Source organism: Bacteroides sp. Marseille-P3684, assembly GCF_900291465.1.
Lineage (GTDB): Bacteria > Bacteroidota > Bacteroidia > Bacteroidales > Bacteroidaceae > Phocaeicola_A.
Window position 1 is genome coordinate 2,352,081 of the sequence record NZ_LT985808.1, and the last position, 25,057, is coordinate 2,377,137.

The 25,057-nt window shown below is 43.9% G+C and carries 19 protein-coding genes and 1 pseudogene; 8 read left to right on the forward strand and 12 right to left on the reverse strand.

The genetic code is table 11. The annotated features are described in order from the left end of the window. Position 1: 1 nt before the first annotated feature. The 4 genes from C8275_RS09235 to C8275_RS09250 all read right to left on the reverse strand — a co-directional run bounded on the left by C8275_RS09235 (position 2) and on the right by C8275_RS09250 (position 4,821). The gene (locus C8275_RS09235) at positions 2-496 is read right to left on the reverse strand and encodes a GNAT family N-acetyltransferase (protein ID WP_106484913.1); all 495 of its coding nucleotides are present in this window, start codon (positions 494-496) and stop codon (positions 2-4) included. A 142-nt stretch (positions 497-638) separates the two neighbouring features. Beyond that, positions 639-2,399 carry an aspartate--tRNA ligase gene (aspS, locus tag C8275_RS09240; RefSeq protein WP_106484914.1) on the reverse strand — a complete coding sequence of 587 codons (1,761 nt, stop codon included), beginning with the start codon at positions 2,397-2,399 and terminating at the stop codon, positions 639-641. A 213-nt stretch (positions 2,400-2,612) separates the two neighbouring features. After that, positions 2,613-3,593 (reverse strand): 6-phosphofructokinase, encoded by a 981-nt coding sequence (pfkA, locus tag C8275_RS09245; RefSeq protein WP_022383570.1) that lies wholly within the window; start codon positions 3,591-3,593, stop codon positions 2,613-2,615. 145 nt (positions 3,594-3,738) lie between these two features. Continuing rightward, on the reverse strand, positions 3,739-4,821 hold the full coding sequence (locus C8275_RS09250) for a UDP-N-acetyl glucosamine 2-epimerase (RefSeq protein ID WP_106484915.1): 1,083 nt from the start codon (positions 4,819-4,821) through the stop codon (positions 3,739-3,741). Positions 4,822-5,063: 242 nt separating this feature from the next. Between C8275_RS09250 and C8275_RS09255 the strand changes: the two genes are divergently transcribed. After that, positions 5,064-6,077, forward strand: coding sequence for an aminotransferase class I/II-fold pyridoxal phosphate-dependent enzyme (locus C8275_RS09255; protein WP_106484916.1), 1,014 nt, complete (start codon positions 5,064-5,066; stop codon positions 6,075-6,077). A 10-nt stretch (positions 6,078-6,087) separates the two neighbouring features. Beyond that, positions 6,088-7,026 carry an adenosylcobinamide-phosphate synthase CbiB gene (gene cbiB, locus C8275_RS09260; protein WP_106484917.1) on the forward strand — a complete coding sequence of 313 codons (939 nt, stop codon included), beginning with the start codon at positions 6,088-6,090 and terminating at the stop codon, positions 7,024-7,026. A gap of 185 nt (positions 7,027-7,211) precedes the next feature. Here the strand turns inward: cbiB and C8275_RS09265 are convergent, their stop codons facing one another. Beyond that, positions 7,212-7,706, reverse strand: coding sequence for a thioredoxin-like domain-containing protein (locus C8275_RS09265; protein ID WP_106484918.1), 495 nt, complete (start codon positions 7,704-7,706; stop codon positions 7,212-7,214). A gap of 287 nt (positions 7,707-7,993) precedes the next feature. Between C8275_RS09265 and serB the strand changes: the two genes are divergently transcribed. Together serB and C8275_RS09275 are read left to right on the forward strand one after the other, a co-directional pair. Then, positions 7,994-9,235 (forward strand): phosphoserine phosphatase SerB, encoded by a 1,242-nt coding sequence (gene serB / locus C8275_RS09270; protein ID WP_022383576.1) that lies wholly within the window; start codon positions 7,994-7,996, stop codon positions 9,233-9,235. A gap of 49 nt (positions 9,236-9,284) precedes the next feature. After that, entirely contained in the window at positions 9,285-10,604 is a 1,320-nt protein-coding gene (locus tag C8275_RS09275; RefSeq protein ID WP_106484919.1) for a DEAD/DEAH box helicase, read from the forward strand. Between the two features lie 74 nt (positions 10,605-10,678). Here the strand turns inward: C8275_RS09275 and C8275_RS09280 are convergent, their stop codons facing one another. Further along, positions 10,679-11,491, reverse strand: coding sequence for a DUF4738 domain-containing protein (locus C8275_RS09280; RefSeq protein WP_157948237.1), 813 nt, complete (start codon positions 11,489-11,491; stop codon positions 10,679-10,681). 46 nt (positions 11,492-11,537) lie between these two features. Continuing rightward, a pseudogene (locus C8275_RS09285) lies at positions 11,538-11,687 on the reverse strand (dTDP-4-dehydrorhamnose 3,5-epimerase family protein); the annotation flags it as partial. Between the two features lie 120 nt (positions 11,688-11,807). Between C8275_RS09285 and C8275_RS09290 the strand changes: the two are divergent. The 3 genes from C8275_RS09290 to C8275_RS09300 are packed head-to-tail and all read left to right on the forward strand — an operon-like array spanning position 11,808 to position 14,331. Then, entirely contained in the window at positions 11,808-12,926 is a 1,119-nt protein-coding gene (locus tag C8275_RS09290) for an SPOR domain-containing protein (RefSeq protein WP_106484922.1), read from the forward strand. A gap of 14 nt (positions 12,927-12,940) precedes the next feature. Further along, positions 12,941-13,471 carry an FHA domain-containing protein gene (locus C8275_RS09295; RefSeq protein WP_022383581.1) on the forward strand — a complete coding sequence of 177 codons (531 nt, stop codon included), beginning with the start codon at positions 12,941-12,943 and terminating at the stop codon, positions 13,469-13,471. Positions 13,472-13,524: 53 nt separating this feature from the next. Continuing rightward, a complete protein-coding gene (locus C8275_RS09300) occupies positions 13,525-14,331 on the forward strand; it encodes a Cof-type HAD-IIB family hydrolase (protein WP_106484923.1) in 807 nt (268 codons plus the stop codon). A 334-nt stretch (positions 14,332-14,665) separates the two neighbouring features. Here the strand turns inward: C8275_RS09300 and C8275_RS09305 are convergent, their stop codons facing one another. The 4 genes from C8275_RS09305 to rlmD all read right to left on the reverse strand — a co-directional run bounded on the left by C8275_RS09305 (position 14,666) and on the right by rlmD (position 20,852). Then, positions 14,666-16,216 (reverse strand): IS1634 family transposase, encoded by a 1,551-nt coding sequence (locus tag C8275_RS09305; RefSeq protein WP_106484924.1) that lies wholly within the window; start codon positions 16,214-16,216, stop codon positions 14,666-14,668. 245 nt (positions 16,217-16,461) lie between these two features. Continuing rightward, positions 16,462-17,820, reverse strand: coding sequence for a transposase (locus C8275_RS09310; protein ID WP_106484925.1), 1,359 nt, complete (start codon positions 17,818-17,820; stop codon positions 16,462-16,464). Positions 17,821-18,412: 592 nt separating this feature from the next. Then, positions 18,413-19,357 carry an RluA family pseudouridine synthase gene (locus C8275_RS09315; RefSeq protein ID WP_106484926.1) on the reverse strand — a complete coding sequence of 315 codons (945 nt, stop codon included), beginning with the start codon at positions 19,355-19,357 and terminating at the stop codon, positions 18,413-18,415. A 61-nt stretch (positions 19,358-19,418) separates the two neighbouring features. Continuing rightward, a complete protein-coding gene (rlmD, locus tag C8275_RS09320; RefSeq protein ID WP_106484927.1) occupies positions 19,419-20,852 on the reverse strand; it encodes a 23S rRNA (uracil(1939)-C(5))-methyltransferase RlmD in 1,434 nt (477 codons plus the stop codon). 194 nt (positions 20,853-21,046) lie between these two features. Between rlmD and ppdK the strand changes: the two genes are divergently transcribed. Then, the gene (ppdK, locus tag C8275_RS09325; protein ID WP_106484928.1) at positions 21,047-23,773 is read left to right on the forward strand and encodes a pyruvate, phosphate dikinase; all 2,727 of its coding nucleotides are present in this window, start codon (positions 21,047-21,049) and stop codon (positions 23,771-23,773) included. A gap of 85 nt (positions 23,774-23,858) precedes the next feature. On the opposite strand, the gene C8275_RS09330 is transcribed toward ppdK, so the two are convergent. Next, entirely contained in the window at positions 23,859-25,010 is a 1,152-nt protein-coding gene (locus C8275_RS09330; RefSeq protein ID WP_106484929.1) for an HIRAN domain-containing protein, read from the reverse strand. Positions 25,011-25,057: the final 47 nt, after the last annotated feature.

A 25,057-nucleotide genomic window follows, 5' to 3' on the forward strand; every position in this document is an offset into this window, starting at 1 on the left:
CTCACTTCCCGATATATCGCTGATAGGCCAAGCGGGGAGTCCCGTTTGAAACGTAGATAATACCGCAATAGGTAAATCCATATTTAGCCACGAGATGTTGTAATATAAGATTATCACGATGAGTATCTACGCGTAAATTATTGCTACGCTCCATGCACCAGCGGAAACAAGCATCCGCTACTCCCCTCTCTTCTCCGGATGTCGCCAATCGATGAATTGTGGCATACGGCAAATCATTTAGCCAAGCTCCTTGTTCAATATGTGCATAGTTCGGGTCTTCTCCTTCGATATAGCAGAACACACCGACTACTTGTCCGTTTCTCCCCACACAGACATAGCAATGTTTTTGCTCAATCTCTTCCCTAATCAACTGCTCGGAAGGATAGCCGTCAATCCATTGATGGGGATTATTTGTAGCAATCATTAGCTGACGGGCATGAGCAAAAATATCCATCAAGCGAGTCAGATCGCTCAATTCGGCCTTACGTATTTCCATAAATTTACGATACGAATCAATTATTCCAATCGACTATTATTAAGTTGATGGTGATTGAATAAAAAAGACCCTATTTATGAACCGTTCTAACTGAAATGTCCATAAATAAGGTCTTTATAACAGAATAGTTATTTTATTCCAATCACTTTTCCTTCAAGTCAACAATCAAATGTAGTTCGTCCAATTGCTTTTGTTCCAAAGCTGCAGGAGCATCCAACATAACGTCACGACCGGAGTTGTTTTTGGGGAATGCAATGCAATCGCGGATGGAATCCAAACCTGCAAACAACGATACCCAGCGGTCAAGCCCGTAAGCCAATCCTCCATGAGGAGGAGCTCCATATTTGAACGCATTCATCAGGAAGCCAAACTGCTCTTGCGCGCGTTCGGGAGTGAATCCCAATATTTCGAACATCTTTGCCTGAAGCTGTGAGTCATGGATACGAATAGAACCACCTCCGACTTCAACACCGTTAACTACCATATCATAAGCATCGGCACGAACAGCAGCCGGGTCGGTATCCAATAGAGGAATATCCTCTTCCTTCGGATGGGTAAAGGGATGGTGCATAGCCATCAGACGTCCCTCTTCATCACTCCACTCAAACATCGGGAAATCTACGACCCATAGGCATGCGAACTTATTTTTATCACGCAATCCCAATTGATTTCCCATTTCCAAGCGTAGCTCTGAAAGTTGTTTACGAGTTTTCATAGCATCATCACCACTCAGAATCAGGATCAAGTCACCCGGTTGCGCATTGAAGGCTGCTTTCATCTGTTGCAACACTTCTTGTGAATAGAATTTATCAACACTTGATTTTACATTTCCGTCAGCTTCAACACGAGCATATACCAACCCCTTGGCGCCAATCTGAGGGCGTTTTACAAAATCCGTCAGTTGGTCAAGCTGTTTACGGGTGTAATGAGAGGCACCTTGGGCACAGATTCCTCCAATATAAGCTGCATTGTCGAACACAGAGAATCCATATCCTTTAAGAATGTCCATAAGTTCAACAAAACGCATTCCGAAGCGCAAGTCTGGTTTATCGCTACCATAATATTTCATGGCATCTGCCCAAGGCATGCGCAAGAAAGGTTCTGTCAATTCCACTCCACGGAGTTCCTTGAACAAATGTTTGGCCATCCCCTCAAAGGTCTCAATGATATCTTCCTGCTCTACAAAGCTCATCTCACAGTCGATTTGAGTGAACTCCGGCTGGCGGTCAGCACGCAAATCTTCATCACGGAAACACTTCACAATCTGAAAATAACGGTCCATTCCAGAAACCATCAGGAGTTGCTTCAATGTTTGTGGTGATTGTGGAAGAGCATAAAATTGCCCCGGGTTCATACGGGAAGGAACGACGAAGTCACGGGCTCCTTCAGGAGTTGAACCTACCAGCATGGGGGTCTCTATCTCCAAAAAGCCTTTGCTGTCGAGATAACGACGTACTTCCATGGTCATACGGTGGCGCAGTTCCAGATTCTTGCGTACGGCATTACGTCGCAAATCAAGATAGCGATACTTCATGCGCAAGTCATCACCTCCATCCGTATTGTCTTCAATGGTAAACGGAGGAGTCAATGCTGTATTCAATACGGTGAGAGTATTGACAATAATTTCAATATCACCTGTTGGAATATGGGTATTCTTATTGGAACGCTCATTGACGGTACCTTTCACCTGAATGACGAATTCACGCCCCAGACGATTAGCCTGTCCGCAAAGTGCTGCGTTATTTTCTTCATTAAAAACCAACTGTGTAATGCCATAACGGTCACGCAAATCAATAAAAGTCATACCTCCCATCTTGCGTGAACGCTGCACCCAGCCGGCAAGAGTTACTTCTTTACCTGCATCGGAGAGTCTCAGTTCTCCACATGTATGTGTTCTGAACATTGCGATTAAGTTTTTATGTATTTTCAATTTGCGGACAAAATTAGTGAAAATAATAAGGATGAAGCATCATCCGTTGGGAGAATATACGGCTAACCTACAAAAAAGCCTTAAAATAACTTCTACTCAGATACTTTTTCAAGCACAAAATAAGCCTTGCATGTATAAAACGTAACATGCAAGGCTCATCAAGATTAATTATCCGATTCTATTTAGTTAGATAGATAGTTCATTCAAGACATTAATCAGTTCCCGATCAATGGGCTTATTCCGTTTAATAGCCTTATTGAAAGGAACATAAACAATCTCATTGTTACTGATTCCGATCATCACATTACGCTGTTCCTCTTTCAGAGCTTCAATGACTGCTACTCCCAGACGGCTTGCCAAGATACGGTCAAAGGCGCTAGGGGTACCTCCGCGTTGCAAGTGTCCGAGGATTGTCACACGTACATCATATTGCGGATACTCCTTGCGTACACGTTCTGCATAGTGCATGGCACCACCGCTTTTGGGACTTTCCGACACGATTACGATACTGCTACTCTTGCTTTTACGTACACCACGACCAATAAATTCCTCCAACTGGTCAATATCGGTTTCGTCTTCCGGGATTATGGCAGCTTCAGCTCCTGAAGCAATGGCACTGTTTTGTGCCAGGAAACCGGCGTCACGTCCCATTACTTCTACAAAGAAAATACGATCGTGTGACGTTGCTGTGTCACGTATCTTGTCAACACATTCGATAATAGTATTCAAGGCTGTGTCATAACCAATTGTGGAGTCGGTTCCATACAAGTCATTGTCAATTGTACCAGGCAATCCGATACAAATCATATTATGCTCATTGGCCAACAGTTGGGCTCCCGATAAGGAACCATTTCCACCAATCACAACCAGTGCATCGATTCCATGTGCCTGAAGATTCTCATAAGCTTTCTGACGTCCTTCAGGAGTCATGAATTCTTTCGAACGCGCTGTTTTAAGAATGGTTCCGCCACGTTGTATAATATTGCTGACACTCTCTGAGGTCAAGTCTTTTATGTCATTGTTAATCAATCCCTCATAGCCCCGATAGATTCCTTTTACTTTCCATCCGTTGTAAATGGCTGAACGAGTCACCGCACGGATTGCTGCATTCATTCCTGGAGCATCACCCCCGGAGGTTAAGATACCAATACATTTAATTGTTCCCATGATGTTCTTTTTACCTATGAATAATTTGTTTAGATGCTGCAAAAGTAGAAAAAATAGTTGTACGCATGCAAGAATCTTTTCTAATTTAGAAGCTGTCTATACCTTATTTAATATATGTGTAATAGGTTGCAACAGTCTTTTAAGCTCAGAATTTAATCTCTTCCAATATCTGAAGGATACGTTCTGCCGTACGTCCATCCCAGCGTTCCGGAAGGGAGCCTGTTTTCCACTCTCCTCTTCTCAGAACCCGGAGGGCTTCTGCCAGTTCTTTCATATCCAGACCTACGGCAACGTTGGTCCCCTGATTTACTGTTTCAGGATGTTCCACATAATCATGTAAGGTAATACAAGGTATTCCGAGAAACGTTGCTTCTTCCGCCACATTGCCTGAATCTGTGATAATTCCGGCTGCATGTGCTTCCAAATAGCCAAATTGCAAATAAGGCTGGGGAGGCAACAAATGGAGGCGAGACAAATCAAGATGCAAAGAACGTATCTTATCTGCTACATACGTATGAAGTGGAGCCATGATTGGCAAATCCGTCTCCCGCAAAAGAGTTTCCAACAAATTCTCCAATGTTTCCGGCTCATCGACCACTGCGCGTCGGTTCAGAGTGAACAACAGGTAGGCTCCGTCAGTGATATCAGCCGGCATATCGGGACGCACGAATCTCTGTCGATTGTAACGCAATGTATCAATCAGGAGATTACCTACGAAATAGACATGGGCCTGTTCTGTTCCCGTTTGATTCAGGTTGCGATTGGAATTCATCCCCGCAGTAAAGAAATAGTCAGATAATCCATCTGTAATCATCCGGTTAACCTCCTTGGGCATATTCATATCAAAGGAACGGATTCCTGCAACCAAATGCGCCACTTTGATGCCTTTCTTTTTTGCTACGATGGAACATGCCATGGTTGGGGTCATATCATCGACAACCATCACCAAGTCTGTAGGGTGAGCATCCAGGTCATGTGCAAAAGAAACCAAGATTCCCGCCAAACGTTCAAAGAAGTCCGTTGCTTCCACATTGAGATATACATCGGGAGCATCCATTCCCAAATCCTCAAACAATGTAGAGTCCAAACTTGCATCCTGTCGTGAACCGGTGTAGACCAAACGATATTGAATATCTTTGCCCTGAGCCTGTTCAGCTTTGATTGCACGTGCTAAAGGGGCTATTTTCATGAAATTGGGACGTGCGCCGGCAATAATCGTAATCTTCATACTTAAAAAATGAATATTTAGAGATTTACAGTACTGCTGAATCCTTATAAATTATAGGAGAGCTAATAGCCCACAAATGTAGAGTATTTTAAGTAATCAAGCAACATTCACAATGCACTAAATATCATTTAATAAGCAGGCAGACCTCCTTGTCTGTTGCCAATCTGGTATTGTCCAGCTTATCATACGGCAGATAAAAAAGTGTATATTTGCACCGTATAACTAAAAAGATTGTAACAAAAATGATTAACGGACACGGCGATGACATCCATCACTATACTCATCCGATAACAAGTAATTTCAGTTCCAATGTATACTGCGGAATTGATCATCAAGAGTTATTCCAACGACTTGGCTCTAAAATTTCATGCCTTTGTAATTATCCTGAACCTGCACCTGTCACGTTAGAAACGGCTTTTGCTGATTTTTTTCAGGTAACCGGGGAGAGCGTATGTGTCACCAATGGTGCAACAGAAGCCATTTATCTCATCGCCCAAGCCTTTCGCGGGCGCAAAAGCGCCGTATGGGCACCAACTTTCAGTGAATATGCAGATGCATGTCGTTTGCATCATCACAAGATTTCCTATTTCTACACCTACGATAGCCTTCCGACAGATGCTGAAGTCGTATGGTTGTGCAATCCAAATAATCCGACAGGAGAAGTGCGTACCCTGTCCAAATTGAAAGACTGGATATCCTGCAATCCTCACAAACTTTTCGTTATAGACCAGTCTTATGAGGCTTTTACCTTGCATCCGCTGTATAGCGTTTGTGAAGCAGCAGCTCTACCCAATGTTCTTTTAATTCATTCCCTGACAAAGCATTTTGCTATCCCTGGTCTTCGCATTGGGTATTTGACAGGACACCCGGAGATATTGCGCGATATACGTGTGCAACGGATGCCATGGTCAGTGAATGCTCTGGCTATTGAAGCGGGGTTTTATGCATTGGAACAACATTTGTCTCTTCCATTTGACTTGGTTAGCTATCTCAACGAAAAAGAAAAATTTGTAAATGCCTGGAAACAGACCCGAATGGTAGATGTATGGGACAGTGATACCCACTTCTTTTTACTTCGTTTGCGTCAAGGTAAGGCTGCTGCGCTCAAAGATTTTCTGGTTCGTGAGTATGGAATATTAATCCGAGATGCATCTAATTTCCGTGGACTTGACGAAAGTTTTTTCCGTCTCGCCACCCAAACACCCCGTGAAAACAAGATGCTTATCCAGGCATTTATGCACTGGTTGCAACAATAATATTCATTTTATGTATATCCTTACATCTATATTATCCCTGATTACAGGTTGGAGCCTTGATAAGATTTTTGGAGATCCACCTGCGTTGCCCCATCCGATTGTTGGCTTTGGCAAACTGATTGCCAAAGGAGAGCGTTGGCTGAATCGTGGAAAATTCCGCCTCCTTAAAGGATCTGTCATGGCTATAACCTTGGTCTTTGGCATTTATATTTGTACTTATACGGTTTTACAGGCAACTCAGGAAGCTGGTTGGCCATGGTTTTCTTACCTGCTGTCCTCTGTCTTGATATTCTATTGCTTGGCAGGTACTACACTCATTCGTGAAGTCCGTGCCGTATTCCGTGCCGTAGAAAGGTCGACAGAGGCAGGGAGAAAGCAAGTGTCCCGCATCGTTGGTCGTGACACCCATACGCTATCTTCTCAAGAAATACGAACGGCAGCCCTGGAAACATTGGCCGAAAATTTGAGTGATGGTGTTGTAGCTCCCCTATTCTGGTATCTGCTGTTAGGAGTTCCCGGAATGATGGCATACAAGATGGTGAATACACTTGATTCCATGATTGGATACAGGACGGAACGCTATAATCTGTTTGGGCGTATTGCCGCACGTATGGATGATATGGCAAATTACCTGCCGGCACGTCTGACTGCCTTGCTGATGGTCATTGCCTCCGGTCATCTGCAGCTTTTTCATTTTGTAAGGCAATATGGGAACCAGCATGCCAGTCCCAATTCCGGTTATCCGGAAGCAGCGTTAGCCGGCATCCTGCAGTGCCGTTTTGGAGGCCCGCACGATTATTTTGGCAATACGGTCTGGAAACCATACATTGGTACCCAAGAGCGGCTTTTGACGACCGTAGACCTGGAACGTTCCCTACAAATCAATATTCGTGTAGAATGCATGATGGTATTACTTGTAGTAGCCATACAACTGGTAATGTATCTCTAGAATATGGGAGTGGTTTCGGTACTCAAAAATGACATTACTCAGTAGCAAGAATAAAGATAACACATGGAATGAGCAGAAATAATACGAAAAACGCCGTACCCCAATTGGATACGACGCCTTGTTGCATACCTCTTTATTTCCTTTGGATAAGGCTTTCATTGTAACCTTATCAAATCAGTTCCCAACTACTTATTATGAAGATAGTTCGGGAGTTGTTCTACACGAACGTTCATGGCTATAATCACACCATGCTCATCCAGTAGATAGTTTTTGAAGCCTTTGTCCAAATGATAGAGACTAAACAAATTCGAAGCTTCACCGTCAGGTTCCACGAAATAACGGGCATTTCCTAAACGGTCCTGTTTGAGGGTCTCGTCAAATATTGACTGATAACGGTCAAATGAGACTGAGACCATCTTTACATTCCGTGGCAAGTCATTGAGCGCATGGTCCAGCAACATATTGTTCACACGTGCCGATGCATCATAACTTGCCCAAAAGCTCAAAAGCACATAGTTACCTTTCAGTGCTTTAAGACAGGCTTTCATATGATGCTCTTCAATTGAAAAATCGGGAGCTTTGTTTCCAACACTCAGTCCGGTTGTTGGTTTGTCTTTATCAATGAAAGCCGTTAAGGAAAAAAGTAATACTGCAACAAAAATCCATCTTACATGTCTCATGCAATATGATTTTAGTTCATACTTATCCGGACCTGCCCTAAAAGATGACAGTGATTTCCATCCGGACTATTACCTCTTTATCCTCTATCACAATAACAAGAGATAGAAGATATCATAACGATGAAATCCGGGCACAAAGTTCCCACATATTTCGCTAACAGACAAGCATTTTAAAGAAAATCATGTTTTATAACATATATTGCGCCTTTTTCAAGGAGCATTTTCATTCACTTCCGTCCGAAATAACTACTTTTGTTCATTCTAAACCATAACCACTGAAGAAAGATATGAATGACATCAATACAGAACTTATCCTAATTCGTATTACCGGATTGGATAGACCTGGTTTAACTGCCTCTATGACTGAGATATTAGCTCGATATGATGTAACAATTCTAGATATTGGACAAGCAGATATACACAGTACCTTGTCGTTAGGTATTCTCTTTAAGACACGTGAAGATCAATCGGGCAATATCATGAAGGAGTTACTCTTTGAGGCCTCAAATTTAGGTGTTAACATTCGTTTCTATCCGATTTCAACCGAAGAATACGAGAATTGGGTAAGCCTGCAAGGGAAGAACCGCTATATATTGACATTATTGGGCCGTAAACTTACTGCCCGGCAAATCGGAGCTGTCACTCGCATTTTGGCAAATCAAGGACTGAATATTGATGCCATCAAGCGTTTGACCGGCCGTATACCACTCGATGAGAAGGCAGCCAGCACGAGAGCTTGTATCGAATTCTCAGTTCGTGGAACTCCGAATAACAGAGCACAGATGCAAGAAGATCTCATGAAACTGTCGCGCGACCTGGAAATGGACTTTTCTTTTCAGTTGGATGACATGTACCGACGTATGCGCCGCCTGATTTGCTTTGATATGGATTCAACGCTTATCAAGACAGAAGTTATCGATGAACTGGCAGATCGTGCAGGAGTCGGAAAGGAGGTTCGGGAAATAACCGAACGAGCCATGCGGGGTGAAATTGATTTTAACGAGAGCTTCCGTGAACGTGTTGCACTGTTGAAGGGGCTTGATGAATCCGTCATGCAGGACATTGCCGAGCATCTGCCTATTACGGAAGGAGTGGAACGTCTGATGTATGTTCTTAAACGCTATGGATATAAGATTGCAATTCTTTCCGGAGGATTTACCTATTTTGGCAATTACCTGAAAAACAAGTTTGGCATTGATTATGTCTATGCAAACGAGCTGGAAATTGTGGATGGCAAACTGACAGGACGGTATGTAGGAGAAATTGTGGATGGGCGTCGTAAGGCTGAACTGTTACGTCTGATAGCACAAGTGGAAAATGTAGATATACGACAGACGATTGCTGTAGGCGACGGTGCCAATGACCTTCCGATGATTTCGCTAGCCGGTTTGGGTATCGCCTTCCATGCCAAGCCCAAGGTGGTTGCTACTGCCCAACAGTCAATCAATACCATAGGCTTGGACGGTGTCCTATATTTCCTTGGGTTTAAGGACTCCTACTTGGATGAACGTGGAAAAAGACTTTCTTGATCACATTATAATAAACACATTCTAAAAACTTTTAATCAGAAAATAATCTATGAACTTTTCCGACCTAGACCTAGAGGATTGCATTCTGGATGCGCTGGATTCGATGAATTTCCGCGAATGCACCCCGGTTCAAGAACATACAATTCCCATTCTATTGGAAGGGAAAGATCTGATAGGTGTTGCTCAGACAGGTACTGGAAAAACGGCAGCCTATCTCCTGCCCGTGCTGAATCAGTTAAGTCGGGGTACTTATAAAGAGGATGCCATCAATTGTGTGATTATGGCTCCAACCCGTGAATTGGCCCAGCAAATTGATCAGCAGATTGAAGGGTTTTCCTACTTTATGCCGGTTTCCAGTGTTGCCATTTACGGAGGAAATGATGGAATACGCTATGAGCAGGAAAAAAGAGGGTTAGCCTTGGGAGCCGATATTATCATCGCAACTCCTGGACGCCTTATCAGTCACTTGAACTTGGGAAATGTCGATCTCTCTGAGGTTTCTTTCTTCATTCTCGATGAAGCCGACCGCATGCTTGATATGGGATTTTATGATGACATCATGCAGATTGTCAATCGCTTGCCTAAGGAACGACAAACGATTATGTTCTCTGCAACCATGCCTAACAAGATTCAGCAGCTGGCACAGACCATACTCCATGATTCCGTAGAGGTGAAACTTGCTGTGTCAAAACCTGCCGAAAAGATTATACAGACCGCATACATTTGCTATGAACGGCAGAAATTAGGTATCATCCAATCATTGTTTGCCACAACCAAGCCGGAACGGGTTATTATCTTTGCTTCATCCAAACTTAAGGTGAAAGATGTCACCCGGGCACTACAACGCATGAAACTGAATGTCGGAGAGATGCACTCTGATTTGGATCAGAAACAGCGTGATCATATCATGCATGAATTCAAGAACGGGCGTATTGACATATTGGTTGCCACTGACATTGTAGCGCGAGGTATTGATATTGATGATATCCGTTTGGTGATTAACTATGATGTACCTCATGACTGCGAGGATTATGTACATAGAATCGGACGTACGGCTCGTGCCAATCATGACGGATGCGCCATCACATTTGTGAGTGAAAAGGAGCAAACGAACTTCAAAGCGATCGAAGACTTCCTGGAGAAAGATATTTACAAGCTACCTCTTCCATCCGAATTAGGTGAGGCGCCGGAATACAAGCCCATAACTGGACATGGTGGCAGAAAAGGCGCACATGGACGTAGACGGAATGATAAAGCACCCAAGAAGGGTTGTGTAGAAGAAAAACCTGCAGGGAAAAAGAACGGCAATTCCCGTCGAGGGCATTCCTCTCGCAAGCGTAAGCAACAATCTTCACAAAAGCAGTCATAAAAATAGGCCCCTTGAAAACAGGAGGAAACAATATCTCCAGCTCTCAAGGGGCTTTATTTTATTCATGGAGCAGTTTACATCTCATTGTGAAGTGACATCTCCCCTTCTGGAGATATCTGAATATAAACCTGGTAGCAACTGGTCTCGTCAGGAATACATAGAGAAGCTTCATACCAAAATCCTCGGCTATCCACTCCAATAAAGTCCATATCGCCCAATACTGCATTCTGCAAAAATTTGGCGTCAACTAATGCCTCAAAGTCTTTTTTGGTAAAATCTTTGGCATAAAGTGACTTTTTCCCTTCATACACACAGATGTGAATGACATTGTCATAAAAGGCTTGTTCTATTTTTATTCCATTCTCATTATAAGATGTTTTGACGACACGCATGGTCGAAGGATTAATATATACATAACCTCGATAGCGATGGCGATCAAACATTACCACGGAATCCTTTTGAACCACACTGTCGTAAAGAGCGATAGGCTCACGGAGAACATTTAAAAATTCCAACGAATCCAATTCATACTCGGAACGATGGAGCTTGATGAGTTCACCTGTAATGGAATGATACCAGAATTTGTTGCTATCCAGCTGCATAATCCTATAAGAAACCGTATCGGTCCCACATATCATCAGTTGTCCATTGAGCACTTTAAAATAAAGCGGTTGTGACTCTCTTCCTGGATAATAGAGCGAATCACCCTCAGCACGAAACTGGACAACATCTCCACTATCGTCAGCCCAAATACCTTGCAGTGATTTTTTTGCGACAGTGTCTTCAACCACAATGGCTGTCTCAGCCGGTTCCATCAGGCGATGACAGGCGCATAGACTTCCAAGAGCCGCTCCAAGAACACATCCGACTTGTATCAACTTATTCATATCCTTCAGCATTGCGTAGCCAAACGGCTTTCAGATCCTTTTTTGACGATTCATGTTCTTGTATAAAATCTATTGCTCCTATATGTTGTCCAAAATCGGTACGTTTGAAAGCTTCAACAAAATAGCCTCTTGAGTCTGTGAACACACGCGGCTCAATCAGGTATACTCCTTCTATATTTGTAGGAATGTAATTCATTGCTTTTGTTTTTTATCACACAAAAGTACATAAAACTCGTCAGGTAATAACACTCTTATTAAAGAAAATTAATCTCCGGTGCATACCCCGTTTTTCAAAGGAAAAGGCTACATTTGCAGTATGAAAGTATTGTTATTACATATTGAGAGGCTGTTGGCAGACAACGAATGTGTTATCATACCGGATTTAGGTGGCTTTATTACCTATTATACACCGGCACAGCACATTGACAGCGAAAACCGTTTCCTTCCCCCCTATCGTACCATCGGTTTCAATCCTTTGTTACGCATGAATGATGGACTGCTTATCCAATCTTACATGCAAACCTACGAAGTCAGTTATCCGGTTGCACACCAGATGGTGGAAAGTGCCGTGAATGAACTGTGCGAGGTCCTGTATAAAGAAGGTGAAGTACAGATTGGACGACTGGGAAGATTGTCTGTCAATATTGACAATACAATCCACTTTAAGCCGGCGGAAGAGCATGTTGAATCCATGAGTCTCTATGGATGGGGTGCTTTTGAAATGAGTGAGTTAAAAGACTTACGCAGTAAAAAGGTGGAAATGGAACCGATGCTTCCGCAGCATATTGACAGCAACAGAAAGAGCAATACACTAGTTATCAATATTAACCGCACGTGGCTAAATAATGCGGTAGCGATTGCAGCAGCCGTCATTCTTTTCTTCTTTCTTTCCACTCCGGTAGATAATACTTATGTGGAAGCAGAAAGTTATGCTTCGCTGGGTAATCGCGAATGGTTTGACCAGTTGCGTTCTCGTTCACTTACCACTACCCTATTGGCTGCGCCACAAACTCCTGTTCCGCAAAAAGAGAAGAAAACGAAAACAACGCACCCGACAATTCATGAAGAGAAAATCGAATTGGTAAGCAAATCGGTTGAAAAGACGAAGCCTAGTGCAACAAAAACAGTTGCCGAGAAGAAACCTGTTACGTCTGAAAAAAAGCAAAATGCGATTGCAGCCAAAAGCGAGAAAGTGCACGCAAGAAAACTTTACCACATCATTGTGGCAAGTGTAGGCAATCGGGCTGATGCGGAAAAGACCGTGAAAGACTTGGCGGCCAAAGGTTATCCGGGAGCAACGATCATAGAACGTGACGGTCGTGTACGCATTGCACTGATGTCAGGAACGGATAAGGAAACGTTGAATAACCGTATGCTCCAACTGAGAAAGAATGACATGTTTAAAGGTGCGTGGATGCTTACAACGCGAAACTAACCTACAGAGTAAAGATGAAAAGAGTACGTTGCCCGAAGTGTGATCACTACATTATTTTCGATGAGACCAAGTATGAAGAGGGACAATCGCTTGTATTTATTTGTGATGAATGCAAGAAACAGTTCAGTATTCGTATTGGAGCATCTAAACTTAATGCCATCCGGAAAGAAGAAAAGATTGATGAACAAGAAAATAAAGACAGCTTCGGAAGTATTGTAGTTGTCGAAAATGCATTTGCTTACAAACAAGTGCTACCATTGAAGGAAGGTGACAATGTAATCGGTAGACGCAATAAAGGCATGAATATTGAGGTGCCTATTGAAACGAATGATCCTAATATGGACCGGAAGCATTGCACAATCAATGTCAAACGGAATAAACAGGGAAAACTTCTCTATACCTTGCGTGACAATGGAAGCCTGTGTGGAACATTCGTCATGAATGAGTTGGTCGGAGATCGTGAACAGGTGCGTATTGAGGACGGAGCTATTCTGACTTTGGGAGCCACCACTGTGATCTTACGTGCCGCTGAAGAAAGACAATAATCTCGGTAAGCTTATATTTTCAATCGGATATAACCTATCTAATCAATACGAACATGGCATACAGACTTCTGGTTCTTGATCTTGACGGAACATTAACAAACAGCCGAAAAGAAATTACTCCTCATACCTTGGAAACATTAATTCATGCACAGGAAAGAGGAATTAAAATAGTTCTGGCCTCAGGACGTCCGACTTATGGAGTGGCACCGGTAGCTGATAAACTGCGTTTAACTGATTTCGGCGGATACATTCTATCGTATAATGGTGGAGAAATCATGGATTGGAAAAGCAAAGAAATGCTTTATGAAAATGTACTCGAACCGGAAGTCCTTCCTTATTTATACGAATGCGCCCAAAAGAATAACTTTGCCATTGTGACTTATCATAATGAATTCGTCATTACTGAATATCCTGATGACGAATACGTACAAAAGGAGGCCTTGTTGAATGTCATGCAGCTGAAAAAAGTGGACCATTTTCTTGATGCCATACAATTCCCTGTTGTAAAGTGCATGATTGTCGGTGATCCGGCACGTTTGGTTCGTTTAGAAAAAGAAATGTTTGATTATTTGAAAGACCGGATGGGAGTTTTCCGTTCTGAACCCTATTTTCTGGAACTTGTTCCTAAAGGAATCGACAAGGCTCAGTCGCTTGCGGTCTTGCTTAAAAGGCTGGATATTGTTCCTGAGGAAGTGATTGCTTGTGGGGACGGCTTCAATGATTTGCCTCTTATCAAGTATGCCGGACTAGGAGTTGCCATGGCCAATGCACAACCGGTGGTACGTGAACATGCCGATTATGTGACCCGGTCCAATGATGAGGATGGTGTCGCTCATGTGGTGGAAGAGTTTATTCTATGAAGCAGGAGTCATAGATACAAAACTGTTTCCCCCGAAATGTCATTTTGTCAAATTGTCAAATGAGGTCCTCTGAGGTGACTCCATTTTCGCACTCAGCCCGGTTGAAAGGAATCTTCTTTGCCATTTCATGTAATTCACAGATAACAGGATGCTACTATATTGATAAAACTTGGCAGCAGTTGCTACGGGTATTCCTTGCATAAAGTATATTAGTGTACGAAATGCATGCCTTATGTAGGGATATTTAGTAAATGTCCCTATAAAATACAATGGCATATGAAGATGACAAAATATAATCACTTCATATGCCATTTTTCCTGACTTTGACAATGCGTCACCCTGCTTTATTTTTGTCTTGATCTAATGCCTCCAACAATGGTTTGATGGTCTCCTGCTGTGGTGTTGTGAATAAAGTCTCAGTATATACCGAGCCGTTGGGCAGCCTTATTCTGAGCGTCGTTATTGTCTTGGCGATTTCAAGAACCTTGTCAACGCTCATCTTCATGCCGACTTCTCTGATGACCCGTTCAAGTTCCTTATACATCTTGTAGGCTACAAAGCAGATGCAAATATGGGCCTCGATACGTTTCTCCGTAAAATGGAACATTGGACGCATCTCGAGCGTCCCTTTGCCAATACGGAAAGCCCTCTCAACCATCCAAAGGCCATGGTATTGTGATATGACCTCTTTCCCGGACAGGGTCGTATTCGTTATATACCCCTTCAGTCCATCCCAAAGACTGTCTTCTGCTATCTTTTCCTCATTGATACTTACGGTTATGTCCTTGCTGATATCGAGAAATTTGTTGTAGCCTCGCTTATTGACGTTGTCCTTGGTCAGAGTACCTTTCGCATAGGCCTTGCGGAGTCTATCGACGCCTTTGTTGCGGTTCCATGCGTTTTTCTTTGCCCGTGCATCTGAATAGCTCACAACCAGCCTCTGGCAATCATTCTTGCAACATTCAATAATGTTCCCGACCGTCCTGTCAATTCCATGAATCCAGTCTTTAATCTTTTGAGACTCGTTTCGGATTCTCGCCCCGATAATATACCGGTAGCCGGCGGATTCCAGCAGCTCCACATTCTTTGTGTTCATAAGGCCCGAGTCGGCCACAACGATGAAGTCTGTCAGCTTGAAGCGCTGGACAAAGTCATCGATTACGGGAATCATTGTGCGCCCCTCGTACTGGCTGCCGTTGAAGATAGAGTAGGACATCGGGTAGCCGTCCTCGCTCACCAGCAGTCCGAGGACTATCTGCGATTCTGCCATCTTGCCGTCCTTTGAGAAGCCTGCCTGACGAAGAACATCGTCCGGCTGTGGTGCGGACTCGAAGTAAAGTGTGGTCACATCGTAGAAAACGACCCCAATCCGTCCGCCGAGAATCCTCATCGTGTGCTCTACGCTTATCCGCTGGACCTTCTCGCGCTGCGTATTATACAGCTTGTCCATATAGCGGTAGATGTTATGTAACCGAACGTCTTCGTCGAAGTAGGACTTCAGATACGACGCTGTGGCAACCTTGCTCTGCGGATGACAGACCCTTGCGATGACGAGATGACGCAAAATGCTGTCCCCGATTACTCCAAAGCCAATTCTGTCGTATATGTGGCCGAGGATAACTTGTGGCGTGTTCTGGAGCGTCCTCTCGATGCGCGCAATGGTATTTCTCGCTTCTTGGAGCGCCTGAGCACTCTCGTCAAAGTCAAGTGTCATCTGACCGGAATATTCGTCTATCCATTGACGCGCTTTGACCTCAAGGCGAACAATCTCGTCGGGGGCAGACGATACTCCAATTGTCTTAAGCTCCTTGAACTTGCCACTGCTCTTGTCTGCGATAACCACGCTCACAGTGCCGCTACGGTTCTTTTTCTTGCGTACAAACATGCCATAAAGGTACTCATTTTAGGTTTGCGTCACCCGCGTCACCATGAAGATTTTCTGGAACGGCTGATTTTAAAAATGTTACAATTGTTGAAATATCAAGCTGTCAAAGTCAGGACAAAATATAATCACTTCATATGCCATTTTTATTGTCATTCTTCTGTATTTTCTCATATACTCTTATCAGCAGGACATGACGTTGCGGAAGAAGTCAGATGACCTCTTCTGATTCTGTCAGTAAAATCATGTCATGCCGCTTTAACAGCTCTGTTTCCGATCTTGTCCATCATCAGTACGGCATTTGCCGTATGTATTCCAAAGAAAATCCATAGGATTTCCGTCTTTCTGTTCCGTGCCTTTATCCTTGAGAGTGAGTAATGCTGCTTCTGTGTGCCGAAGCTGCCTTCAAGCCGGGTAGCTCTTTCTTTTGAGAGTTCACTTCTGAGAACCTTTCTCAAGGATTCATCCCTGGCCGCCCTTCCCTTGCGTACAAAGGAGGTGGATATTCCATATTTTGTACAGAACTTTCTGTTGGCATTATTGGCGTATATGGAATCGGCAGCCACGCATCTTACTCTCACATTCATGAGCTTCTGCTGCATGCGGATGCAGTCCTTCAGGCGTATGCCTTCGTTGAAAGCCTTGAAGGAGAGGTGTTCGATGAACGATATGCCGTCTATCTGTATGTTGTTGACCTTCGCACCGAACTCGACAGACTTTGTTTCCTTACCTCTTACAATGGGACGTACATAATGACGGTCAATGCTGACAATATGGTCACTGACCTTCCTGCCTTCAAACAAATTCTTTTCCTGTACAAGAACCTTTCTGATGATGGAAAGACGCTTCCGGTAATCCCGGGTATATCGGAGTGAGGTCCCATGTTCTCTATGGATTTCATCCCTCTGTATGAGAAGCTTTTCAAGGAGTCTGATCATACGACGCCTGAGCATCCTTGTCCTTGAAGCCTTCCTCTTTCTTTTCTTGCAGTAGGACAGATAGGACTTCGCCACATCCGCATACTTGTTGCGCGGACGCCTTATACCCAGATCCCTGCAATGAAGGCAGATATGCCTGTAGAGCCATTCCAGGCTTTCCCAAAGGAGTTTCATATCCGTAGGAAAACGCATATGGCTCTCATAGCATGTGGCATCGGTCATACACACATGAAGGTTCTCAAGATAAGGTTTCCAGTGTGAGGACAGCACTTCCTGGAGGGAATCAATGTCAAGACGGGATGCTATTTCATTGCGGATGGCACTGACTATCTTGTAGTTGGTTATGGGGAAAGACGGATTTATCATGATTCCGCAGAACATCTGGTAGTGTATGTTTCCGTTAAGATGTTCCACCAGCTGTCTGTCAGAGAAGCCGGTGTACGCCTTCAGGACCATGAGGGCAATCTTAGCCGAAGGACTGAAGATGTTCCTGCGTCCCAGTCGCTGTTCCGACAGGCCCATAGTCTTTGCCATACGGTCAAACGGGAACACGGAATGAAGCCTGCCAAGCTCACTCTCATGAAAACTCTTGCGATATTTTTCCAGAATATCAAATTCTGTAAAGCCCAAAGTAGGGTGAATTTCTGAAATATTTTGTATCTTAGCCATATCTTAGTTTGGGAATTTCCCCCGTTTTGGCTGCCAAACCTTAAATTCGGGGGAATGCCTAAAGATACAAAAAAGCCAACTAATTCGCAATACTTTATGTATGAATTAGTTGGCTAATTTTATACTATTAACTGAATGTCCCTATGTATTCATTTCGTCAAATACAAAACAAGCATTTCCTAAGACATCCCAAGGTGGAAAAATCAGAAAACCGACTTTTGAACCGTCAAGTTAATCCCTTCACAGCAGGAAAATGCGGATTTATGGGATAAAACTCAAGATTTCGTCGCATCAATTTTCCAATTTCACCGCAACGTTTTCCAGGAATCTCGCCTCAAAATCTATCTTTTCCTACAATAAAATATTAAGTTTCCCAAAATTAAATGATAGTGTGATGTATAAGAGTTAATTTATGTATACGCAAGATAAGACGAGGGCTAACTCCCTTCTTGAAATTTGTCTGGAGATACAGCAAATTGCTATCTATTGTCTTCATTTATACACAGAATGGTATCTTTTAGAAATACACATTGTATATAAATCGGAAGCCTATAGCCTTATCCGCATATACATCTGAAATTCATTCTTCAACCTATTGCCGTGTCGGTTCGGCGTTTTGCAATGCCGTGCCTGAAGATGATTTACCTGTCACCAGATTTTTGAAAGAGGAAGGATAAGGAGTCTCAAATTTCATCAGTTCGCCGGTAACAGGATGATAGAACCATAATTTAAAGGCATGAAGAGCCAGACGTCTCAAAGGGTCATCACCATTACCGTATTTAGTATCTCCTACAACCGGATGACCAAGGTCCTTCATGTGCACACGAATTTGGTTTTTACGGCCTGTTTCCAATTCCAGTTCCACCAATGAATAACCATTGGCACGACGGATTACCGTATAGTGAGTGATGGCCTTGTCTCCCCCATTGTTGGAGAGGCTGGAATAGGTGACATAAACCTTATTATCTTTCAACCAGGAAGTGATGGTCCCATTATTTTTTTCAACTTCTCCGGATACCACAGCCACATAACGGCGATCGGTTACAATCTCCTGCCAATGATCCTGCAAGTTACGTTTTGTTTGTTCGTCCTTTGCAAATACCATCAGTCCCGACGTATCCTTATCCAAGCGGTGAACAATGAATATCCGGTGCTGTCTGCCTGAACGTTGTACATAATCTGTCAGGATAGAATAAGCAGTACGCTCCTTCTCGCGATTAGTTGCAATGGAGAGAAGTCCTTCACGTTTTTCTACTACAATGAGATACGCATCTTCATAAACAATACTCAACAGCGAACTGTGGAATTCTTTTTGTCCCTTTTTCTTACTGATTTGTACCTTCATCCCCGGCTTTAAGGCAAAATTATACTGCGTAGTGATCACCTGATCAACATATACCGCACGCCCGGTCAGCAATGCCTTTACCTTGTTCCGGCTAATACCTGACATGACTTTCAAAAGAAAAGTCATCAACTCCTCCGGTTCATACACATTAAACGTCGTATATTGTGAAGCCGCACGGGGGCGCTGTGGCATGCGGTCTTTGGTTGTTCTGCTCATACAATGCGATTTAGAGTACTATTAAAATCTCAGTTCATTATTTTCTTTTCTCCAGCAACACCACATTCTCAACATGATGAGTGTGAGGAAACATGTCAACAGGTTGAACTGCCTTTACCTGATAAGATACATCCAATAGTTGCAAATCCCGTGCTTGAGTGGCAGGGTTACAGCTGACGTATACAATTCGCTCTGGGGCAGCAAAAAGTATGGTATTGATGACATCGGAATGCATACCGGCACGTGGAGGGTCTGTAATGATGACATCAGGACGCCCATATTGCCTGATGAAGCTTTCCGTAAGGATATCTTTCATATCACCGGCAAAAAACAACGTATTATCGATACCGTTTACCTGCGAATTGACTTTAGCATCCTCTATGGCCTCAGGTACATATTCGATACCAATAACCTGACGTGCTCGTCTCGATACAAAATTCGCAATCGTTCCAGTTCCGGTATACAAGTCATAGACTAATTCTTTTCCAGTCAGACCGGCAAATTCACGTGCAACCTTATATAATTGATAAGCTTGTTCACTATTGGTCTGATAGAATGATTTAGGACCAATCTTAAAGCGAAGACCTTCCATTTCCTCATAAATATAATCATTCCCCTTAAAGGTATGAACCTCTAGATCAGTAATAGTGTCATTGCACTTATTATTGATAACATAAAGTAGCGATGTAATTTGCGGAAAGGTTTCCCCTACATACTGCAGAAGGTTGGTCATCTGTGTGTGCTCAGTTTCGTTGGTGACACAACATTGCAGCAACACCATCAGCTCTCCCGTCGAAGAAGTACGTATCATGAGATTTCGCAGCAGCCCACGTGGCTCGTCACTCTTGGCGCGGAAATTAAAGAATGAATAATCATGTGCATACGCATAATCCCGAATAGCATTACGTACCTGATTGGAAATATCATCTTGCAACCAGCATTTTTCAATAGCGAGCACTTTATCGAAAGCGTTAGGGATATGGAAGCCAACAGCATTCATCTGTTCATAGACCACATTCTGGTTCACTTCTTCTTCCGTCAGCCAACGCTTATTGGAAAACGTAAATTCCAGTTTATTGCGGTAGAATACAGTCTTCTCAGAGCCTAATATAGGGGAAATTGGAGGCAATTCAATCTTCCCAATCCGTGTCAGGTTATCCTCTACCTGCTGTTGCTTATACTTGATTTGTTCCTCATAAGGAAGACATTGCCATTTACATCCCCCGCATATACCGTAATGCTGACAAAAAGGAACTGCACGTTTGGGGGAATATTCATGAAAATGTACGGCAACAGCCTCTGCATAATGATGCTTTTTGCGTTTCACCTGCAAATCGACGACGTCTCCCGGTACCACATAAGGTACGAATACGACTAAATCATCTACACGCGCCAAGGCCTTTCCTTCTGCTGCGACATCGGTTATCAATACCTTTTCCAACAAGGGCAGCTGTTTTTTCTTTCGAGCCATTCTTAGTCAATCTAATGAAAATTTTCGCAAAGATAGATATTTTCTCATGAGAATGATGAAAGTTATTATGAAACTCTTATTTTTTTGTAAGGGGCCCTATTTTTTTCGACAATATGCTTTTTGTATTCCAAAGAAAGAACTAGTTTTGCGCGCGAATAACTCAAATGTGATTTTTAACTAATAGACAAAATCTTATGACCGAAAAACGAGTGTATATCTTCGGCAATGGAAAAGCTGAAGGTAGAGCAGACATGAGAAATCTACTAGGAGGTAAAGGTGCTAACCTTGCAGAAATGAACCTCATCGGTGTTCCTGTGCCTCCCGGGTTTACAATTACGACTGACGTATGCAACGAATATTATGCCATAGGTAAGGAAAGAGTGGTAGAGTTGCTCAAAGATGATGTGACAAAAGCCGTCCAACATATTGAAAATCTGATGAACTCTAAGTTTGGTGATGTAGAGAACCCGTTGTTGGTATCTGTACGTTCCGGTGCACGTGCATCCATGCCGGGCATGATGGATACAATCCTCAACTTAGGTCTGAACGATGAAGTTGTAGAAGGATTGGCTCGTAAAACCGGTAACACACGTTTTGCATGGGATTCCTATCGTCGTTTCGTACAGATGTACGGTGACGTGGTATTGGGTATGAAGCCTACCAATAAAGACGATATTGACCCCTTCGAGGCTATCATCGAAGAGGTGAAAGAAGCCAAAGGTGTGAAGTTGGATAATGAGTTGGATGTAGAAGACCTGAAGGAGTTGGTAAAACGATTCAAGGCTGCCGTAAAAGCACAAACCGGACAAGACTTCCCGACCGATTCACACGAACAGTTGTGGGGCGCAATTTGCGCAGTTTTTGATTCCTGGATGAACGAACGTGCTATTCTGTATAGAAAGATGGAAGGTATTCCCGCTGAATGGGGTACTGCTGTCAACGTACAGGCTATGGTGTTCGGAAATATGGGTGACACTTCCGCTACTGGTGTTTGCTTCTCCCGTGATGCAGCTACCGGTGAAGACTTGTTCAACGGTGAATACCTGATCAATGCTCAGGGCGAAGATGTCGTTGCTGGTATCCGTACTCCGCAACAGATCACCTTGGAGGGTTCTCGTCGCTGGGCCGCTTTGGCTGGTATTGACGAGGAAACTCGTGCTGCCAAATATCCTTCGATGGAAGAGGCCATGCCTGAAATTTACAAGGAACTTGATGCCATCCAGACAAAATTGGAGAACCACTACCGCGATATGCAGGATATGGAATTCACGGTACAAGAAGGCAAACTTTGGTTCCTCCAAACCCGTAACGGTAAACGTACTGGTGCTGCCATGGTCAAGATTGCCATGGATTTGTTGCGTCAAGGCATGATCGATGAAAAGACAGCTATCATGCGCGTCGAACCGAACAAGCTTGACGAACTTCTCCACCCCATCTTTGCGAAGGAAGCTTTGGCCAAGGCTAAAGTTATCGCCAAGGGTCTGCCCGCTTCTCCGGGTGCTGCCTGTGGACGTATCGTCTTCTTTGCTGATGATGCAGCAAAATGGGCTAAAGATGGTCACAAAGTCATCATGGTTCGTATCGAGACTTCACCTGAAGACCTCGCCGGTATGCAGGTGGCTGAAGGCATCCTGACTGCTCGTGGCGGTATGACCTCACACGCTGCCGTGGTTGCACGTGGTATGGGTAAATGCTGCGTTTCTGGTGCAGGCATGCTGAACATTAACTATAAGGAAAGAACCATTGAGGTTGACGGATTAACATTGAAAGAAGGTGATTTCATTTCACTCAATGGAACTACCGGACAAGTTTATGAAGGTCAGGTGACGACAAAGGCTGCTGAAGTATCCGGAGACTTTGCCGACTTGATGGACCTCTGCAATAAATACAGCCGTCTGCAGGTTCGTACCAATGCCGATACTCCCCACGACGCACAAGTTGCACGTAACTTTGGTGCTGTAGGTATCGGCCTTTGCCGTACAGAACACATGTTCTTCGAAGGTGAAAAGATTAAGGCTATGCGTGAGATGATTCTCGCTGAAACCTCTCAAGAACGTCAAAAAGCTCTTCAAAAGATCCTTCCCTATCAGAAGGAAGACTTCAAGGGTATTTTCCGCGCAATGGATGGTTATCCTGTAACAGTCCGTCTGCTCGATCCTCCTTTGCACGAGTTCGTTCCTCACGATGACAAGGGCCAGCAGGAAATGGCAGATGCCATGCACGTAAGCTTGGACTACATCAGAAAACGTGTGGAATCTTTGAAGGAGCAAAACCCGATGTTGGGTCACCGCGGTTGCCGTTTGGGTAATACATACCCTGAAATCACTCAAATGCAGACTCGCGCCATTTTGAGCGCAGCTCTTGAGTTGAAGGCTGAAGGCATCAACTGCCGTCCGGAAATCATGGTACCGCTGACCGGTATCCGCTACGAGTTCGAAGCACAGGAAAAGATTATCCGTGAAGAGGCTGACAAGTTGTTCAGCGAAATGAATACTTCCATCGAATATAAGGTGGGAACCATGATTGAGATTCCGCGTGCAGCCCTTACTGCTGATCGTATTGCATTGCATGCTGAATTCTTCTCCTTCGGTACAAACGACTTGACCCAGATGACCTTCGGATATTCGCGTGATGATATCGCTTCCTTCTTGCCCATCTATTTGGAGAAGAAGATCTTGAAGTTCGACCCCTTCCAGGTACTTGACCAGAATGGTGTAGGTCAGCTTATCAAGATGGCTACCGAGAAAGGACGTTCTGTACGCCCCGACCTGAAATGTGGTATCTGCGGTGAGCACGGAGGTGAACCTTCTTCTGTCAAGTTCTGTCACCGTGTCGGTTTGAACTACGTAAGCTGCTCTCCGTTCCGCGTGCCTATTGCACGTCTGGCTGCGGCTCAAGCAGCGGTAGAAGATACTCTCTAAGAGTCTATTAGACATTAGCTTAGGCTGTAAATCTCTCATTATAAAGAGGCTTACAGCCTAAGTCGTTTTTAGGCGGCTGTACATTCTACATAATAATCATGTGCGTAAAAAACAACTCTTTCAATTTGCCAATACAATTTTCAGGCAGTTTTCCTTCTGGTTGGTAAGAACCGATTTCACAACTGTTCAAAAAGTCCAACTCCTGCAGATTAACTATAACCGGGCCTTTTACCAACGTCAATACATACGGTGCGCAGTCATCTACCATGTCCATTTCCTCTTCCGGGTCCTCCAAAAAAGGTATGGCATCCTCGCCTATGGCAATCGTGTGCATCAGATAGAGTTCAGCATCCGCCTCGCGTTTGTGGATGAATACGACCTTGTCACCTTTTCGGGGCAAATCTCTTTCCCAAGGAGGAAATCCACCCCAGCGGAAGCGTGCGACACCATCTTGATAAAGAAATCGCATAAGGTCTTTGGAGAAATTGCTGTTCACCTTTTGTATAAACCAGCTTTCCATACTGTCCTCCTTACTCTTAATATAGATGGTCATGCGCAAGCGTTCATCGTATGCACCACTATTCTTGACAGTGGTAAGTTCTGCAGTGAAAGCATCACCCCATCCCATATCCATCATGTTGGCAATCATTTCATTTTCCTTGCGTGGTACATAGCCGATGATGCAATCAAAGTCTTCCACATCACCGCCTATATCCTCAGCCAATGCCACGGCCACAGCATTACAGTCGTGCTTATTGGCACGTTCGCGGAGTAAGACAAGTTTCGCACCTTCGTACAACTCGTCCCAAAAGTCTTCGGGATGGTGGAAGCTCCAGCCGGCAACGGCACATTCCTTGAAAAATGCCCTTCTCTTTTTGGGTTCAGGAAAATTGAACATTCCTGCAGGAGGCGGTACAGGCATACCTTCTGTAAATTCTATTTTGTCATCATATTCGGATGGAGCGACATCGCCTAGGTCAATGAGGTTGTTGTCCGTATCACCGCCTGGATTGAGGTTTCTCACCATTTCCTCCATCTGCCGGTCAAGTTCAATATTCTCAATGCCTTTCTCCTTTAATTGCTTTTGCAGGTTTTGCAGCTCAGCGTCACATTGGGGGCATGTGCCTGCACAATTTCCTTCGTGATGACACTCTACAGGTTGGTATGTCAGTCCATACTGTTCGGTTATCCGCCTGCGGATTTCTCTGAGCAAGTTGCATTTATCTTTTCCGTTCATGTTACAGTCCTTTTGTTTGAGGGTAGTTCAGACCGAAGCGGACGGCC

Coding starts and splice junctions, on each gene's coding strand:
- aspS (WP_106484914.1), bottom strand. CDS start 2,399: ATGTTCAGAACACATACATGTGGAGAACTGAGACTCTCCGATGCAGGT.
- C8275_RS09295 (WP_022383581.1), top strand. CDS start 12,941: ATGAAAAGAGTACGTTGCCCGAAGTGTGATCACTACATTATTTTCGAT.
- C8275_RS09305 (WP_106484924.1), bottom strand. CDS start 16,216: ATGTTTGTACGCAAGAAAAAGAACCGTAGCGGCACTGTGAGCGTGGTT.
- C8275_RS09265 (WP_106484918.1), bottom strand. CDS start 7,706: ATGAGACATGTAAGATGGATTTTTGTTGCAGTATTACTTTTTTCCTTA.
- C8275_RS09300 (WP_106484923.1), top strand. CDS start 13,525: ATGGCATACAGACTTCTGGTTCTTGATCTTGACGGAACATTAACAAAC.
- C8275_RS09280 (WP_157948237.1), bottom strand. CDS start 11,491: ATGAATAAGTTGATACAAGTCGGATGTGTTCTTGGAGCGGCTCTTGGA.
- C8275_RS09310 (WP_106484925.1), bottom strand. CDS start 17,820: ATGGCTAAGATACAAAATATTTCAGAAATTCACCCTACTTTGGGCTTT.
- C8275_RS09330 (WP_106484929.1), bottom strand. CDS start 25,010: ATGAACGGAAAAGATAAATGCAACTTGCTCAGAGAAATCCGCAGGCGG.
- C8275_RS09275 (WP_106484919.1), top strand. CDS start 9,285: ATGAACTTTTCCGACCTAGACCTAGAGGATTGCATTCTGGATGCGCTG.
- C8275_RS09255 (WP_106484916.1), top strand. CDS start 5,064: ATGATTAACGGACACGGCGATGACATCCATCACTATACTCATCCGATA.
- C8275_RS09250 (WP_106484915.1), bottom strand. CDS start 4,821: ATGAAGATTACGATTATTGCCGGCGCACGTCCCAATTTCATGAAAATA.
- cbiB (WP_106484917.1), top strand. CDS start 6,088: ATGTATATCCTTACATCTATATTATCCCTGATTACAGGTTGGAGCCTT.
- serB (WP_022383576.1), top strand. CDS start 7,994: ATGAATGACATCAATACAGAACTTATCCTAATTCGTATTACCGGATTG.
- C8275_RS09290 (WP_106484922.1), top strand. CDS start 11,808: ATGAAAGTATTGTTATTACATATTGAGAGGCTGTTGGCAGACAACGAA.
- pfkA (WP_022383570.1), bottom strand. CDS start 3,593: ATGGGAACAATTAAATGTATTGGTATCTTAACCTCCGGGGGTGATGCT.
- C8275_RS09235 (WP_106484913.1), bottom strand. CDS start 496: ATGGAAATACGTAAGGCCGAATTGAGCGATCTGACTCGCTTGATGGAT.
- rlmD (WP_106484927.1), bottom strand. CDS start 20,852: ATGGCTCGAAAGAAAAAACAGCTGCCCTTGTTGGAAAAGGTATTGATA.
- C8275_RS09315 (WP_106484926.1), bottom strand. CDS start 19,357: ATGCCACAGCGCCCCCGTGCGGCTTCACAATATACGACGTTTAATGTG.
- ppdK (WP_106484928.1), top strand. CDS start 21,047: ATGACCGAAAAACGAGTGTATATCTTCGGCAATGGAAAAGCTGAAGGT.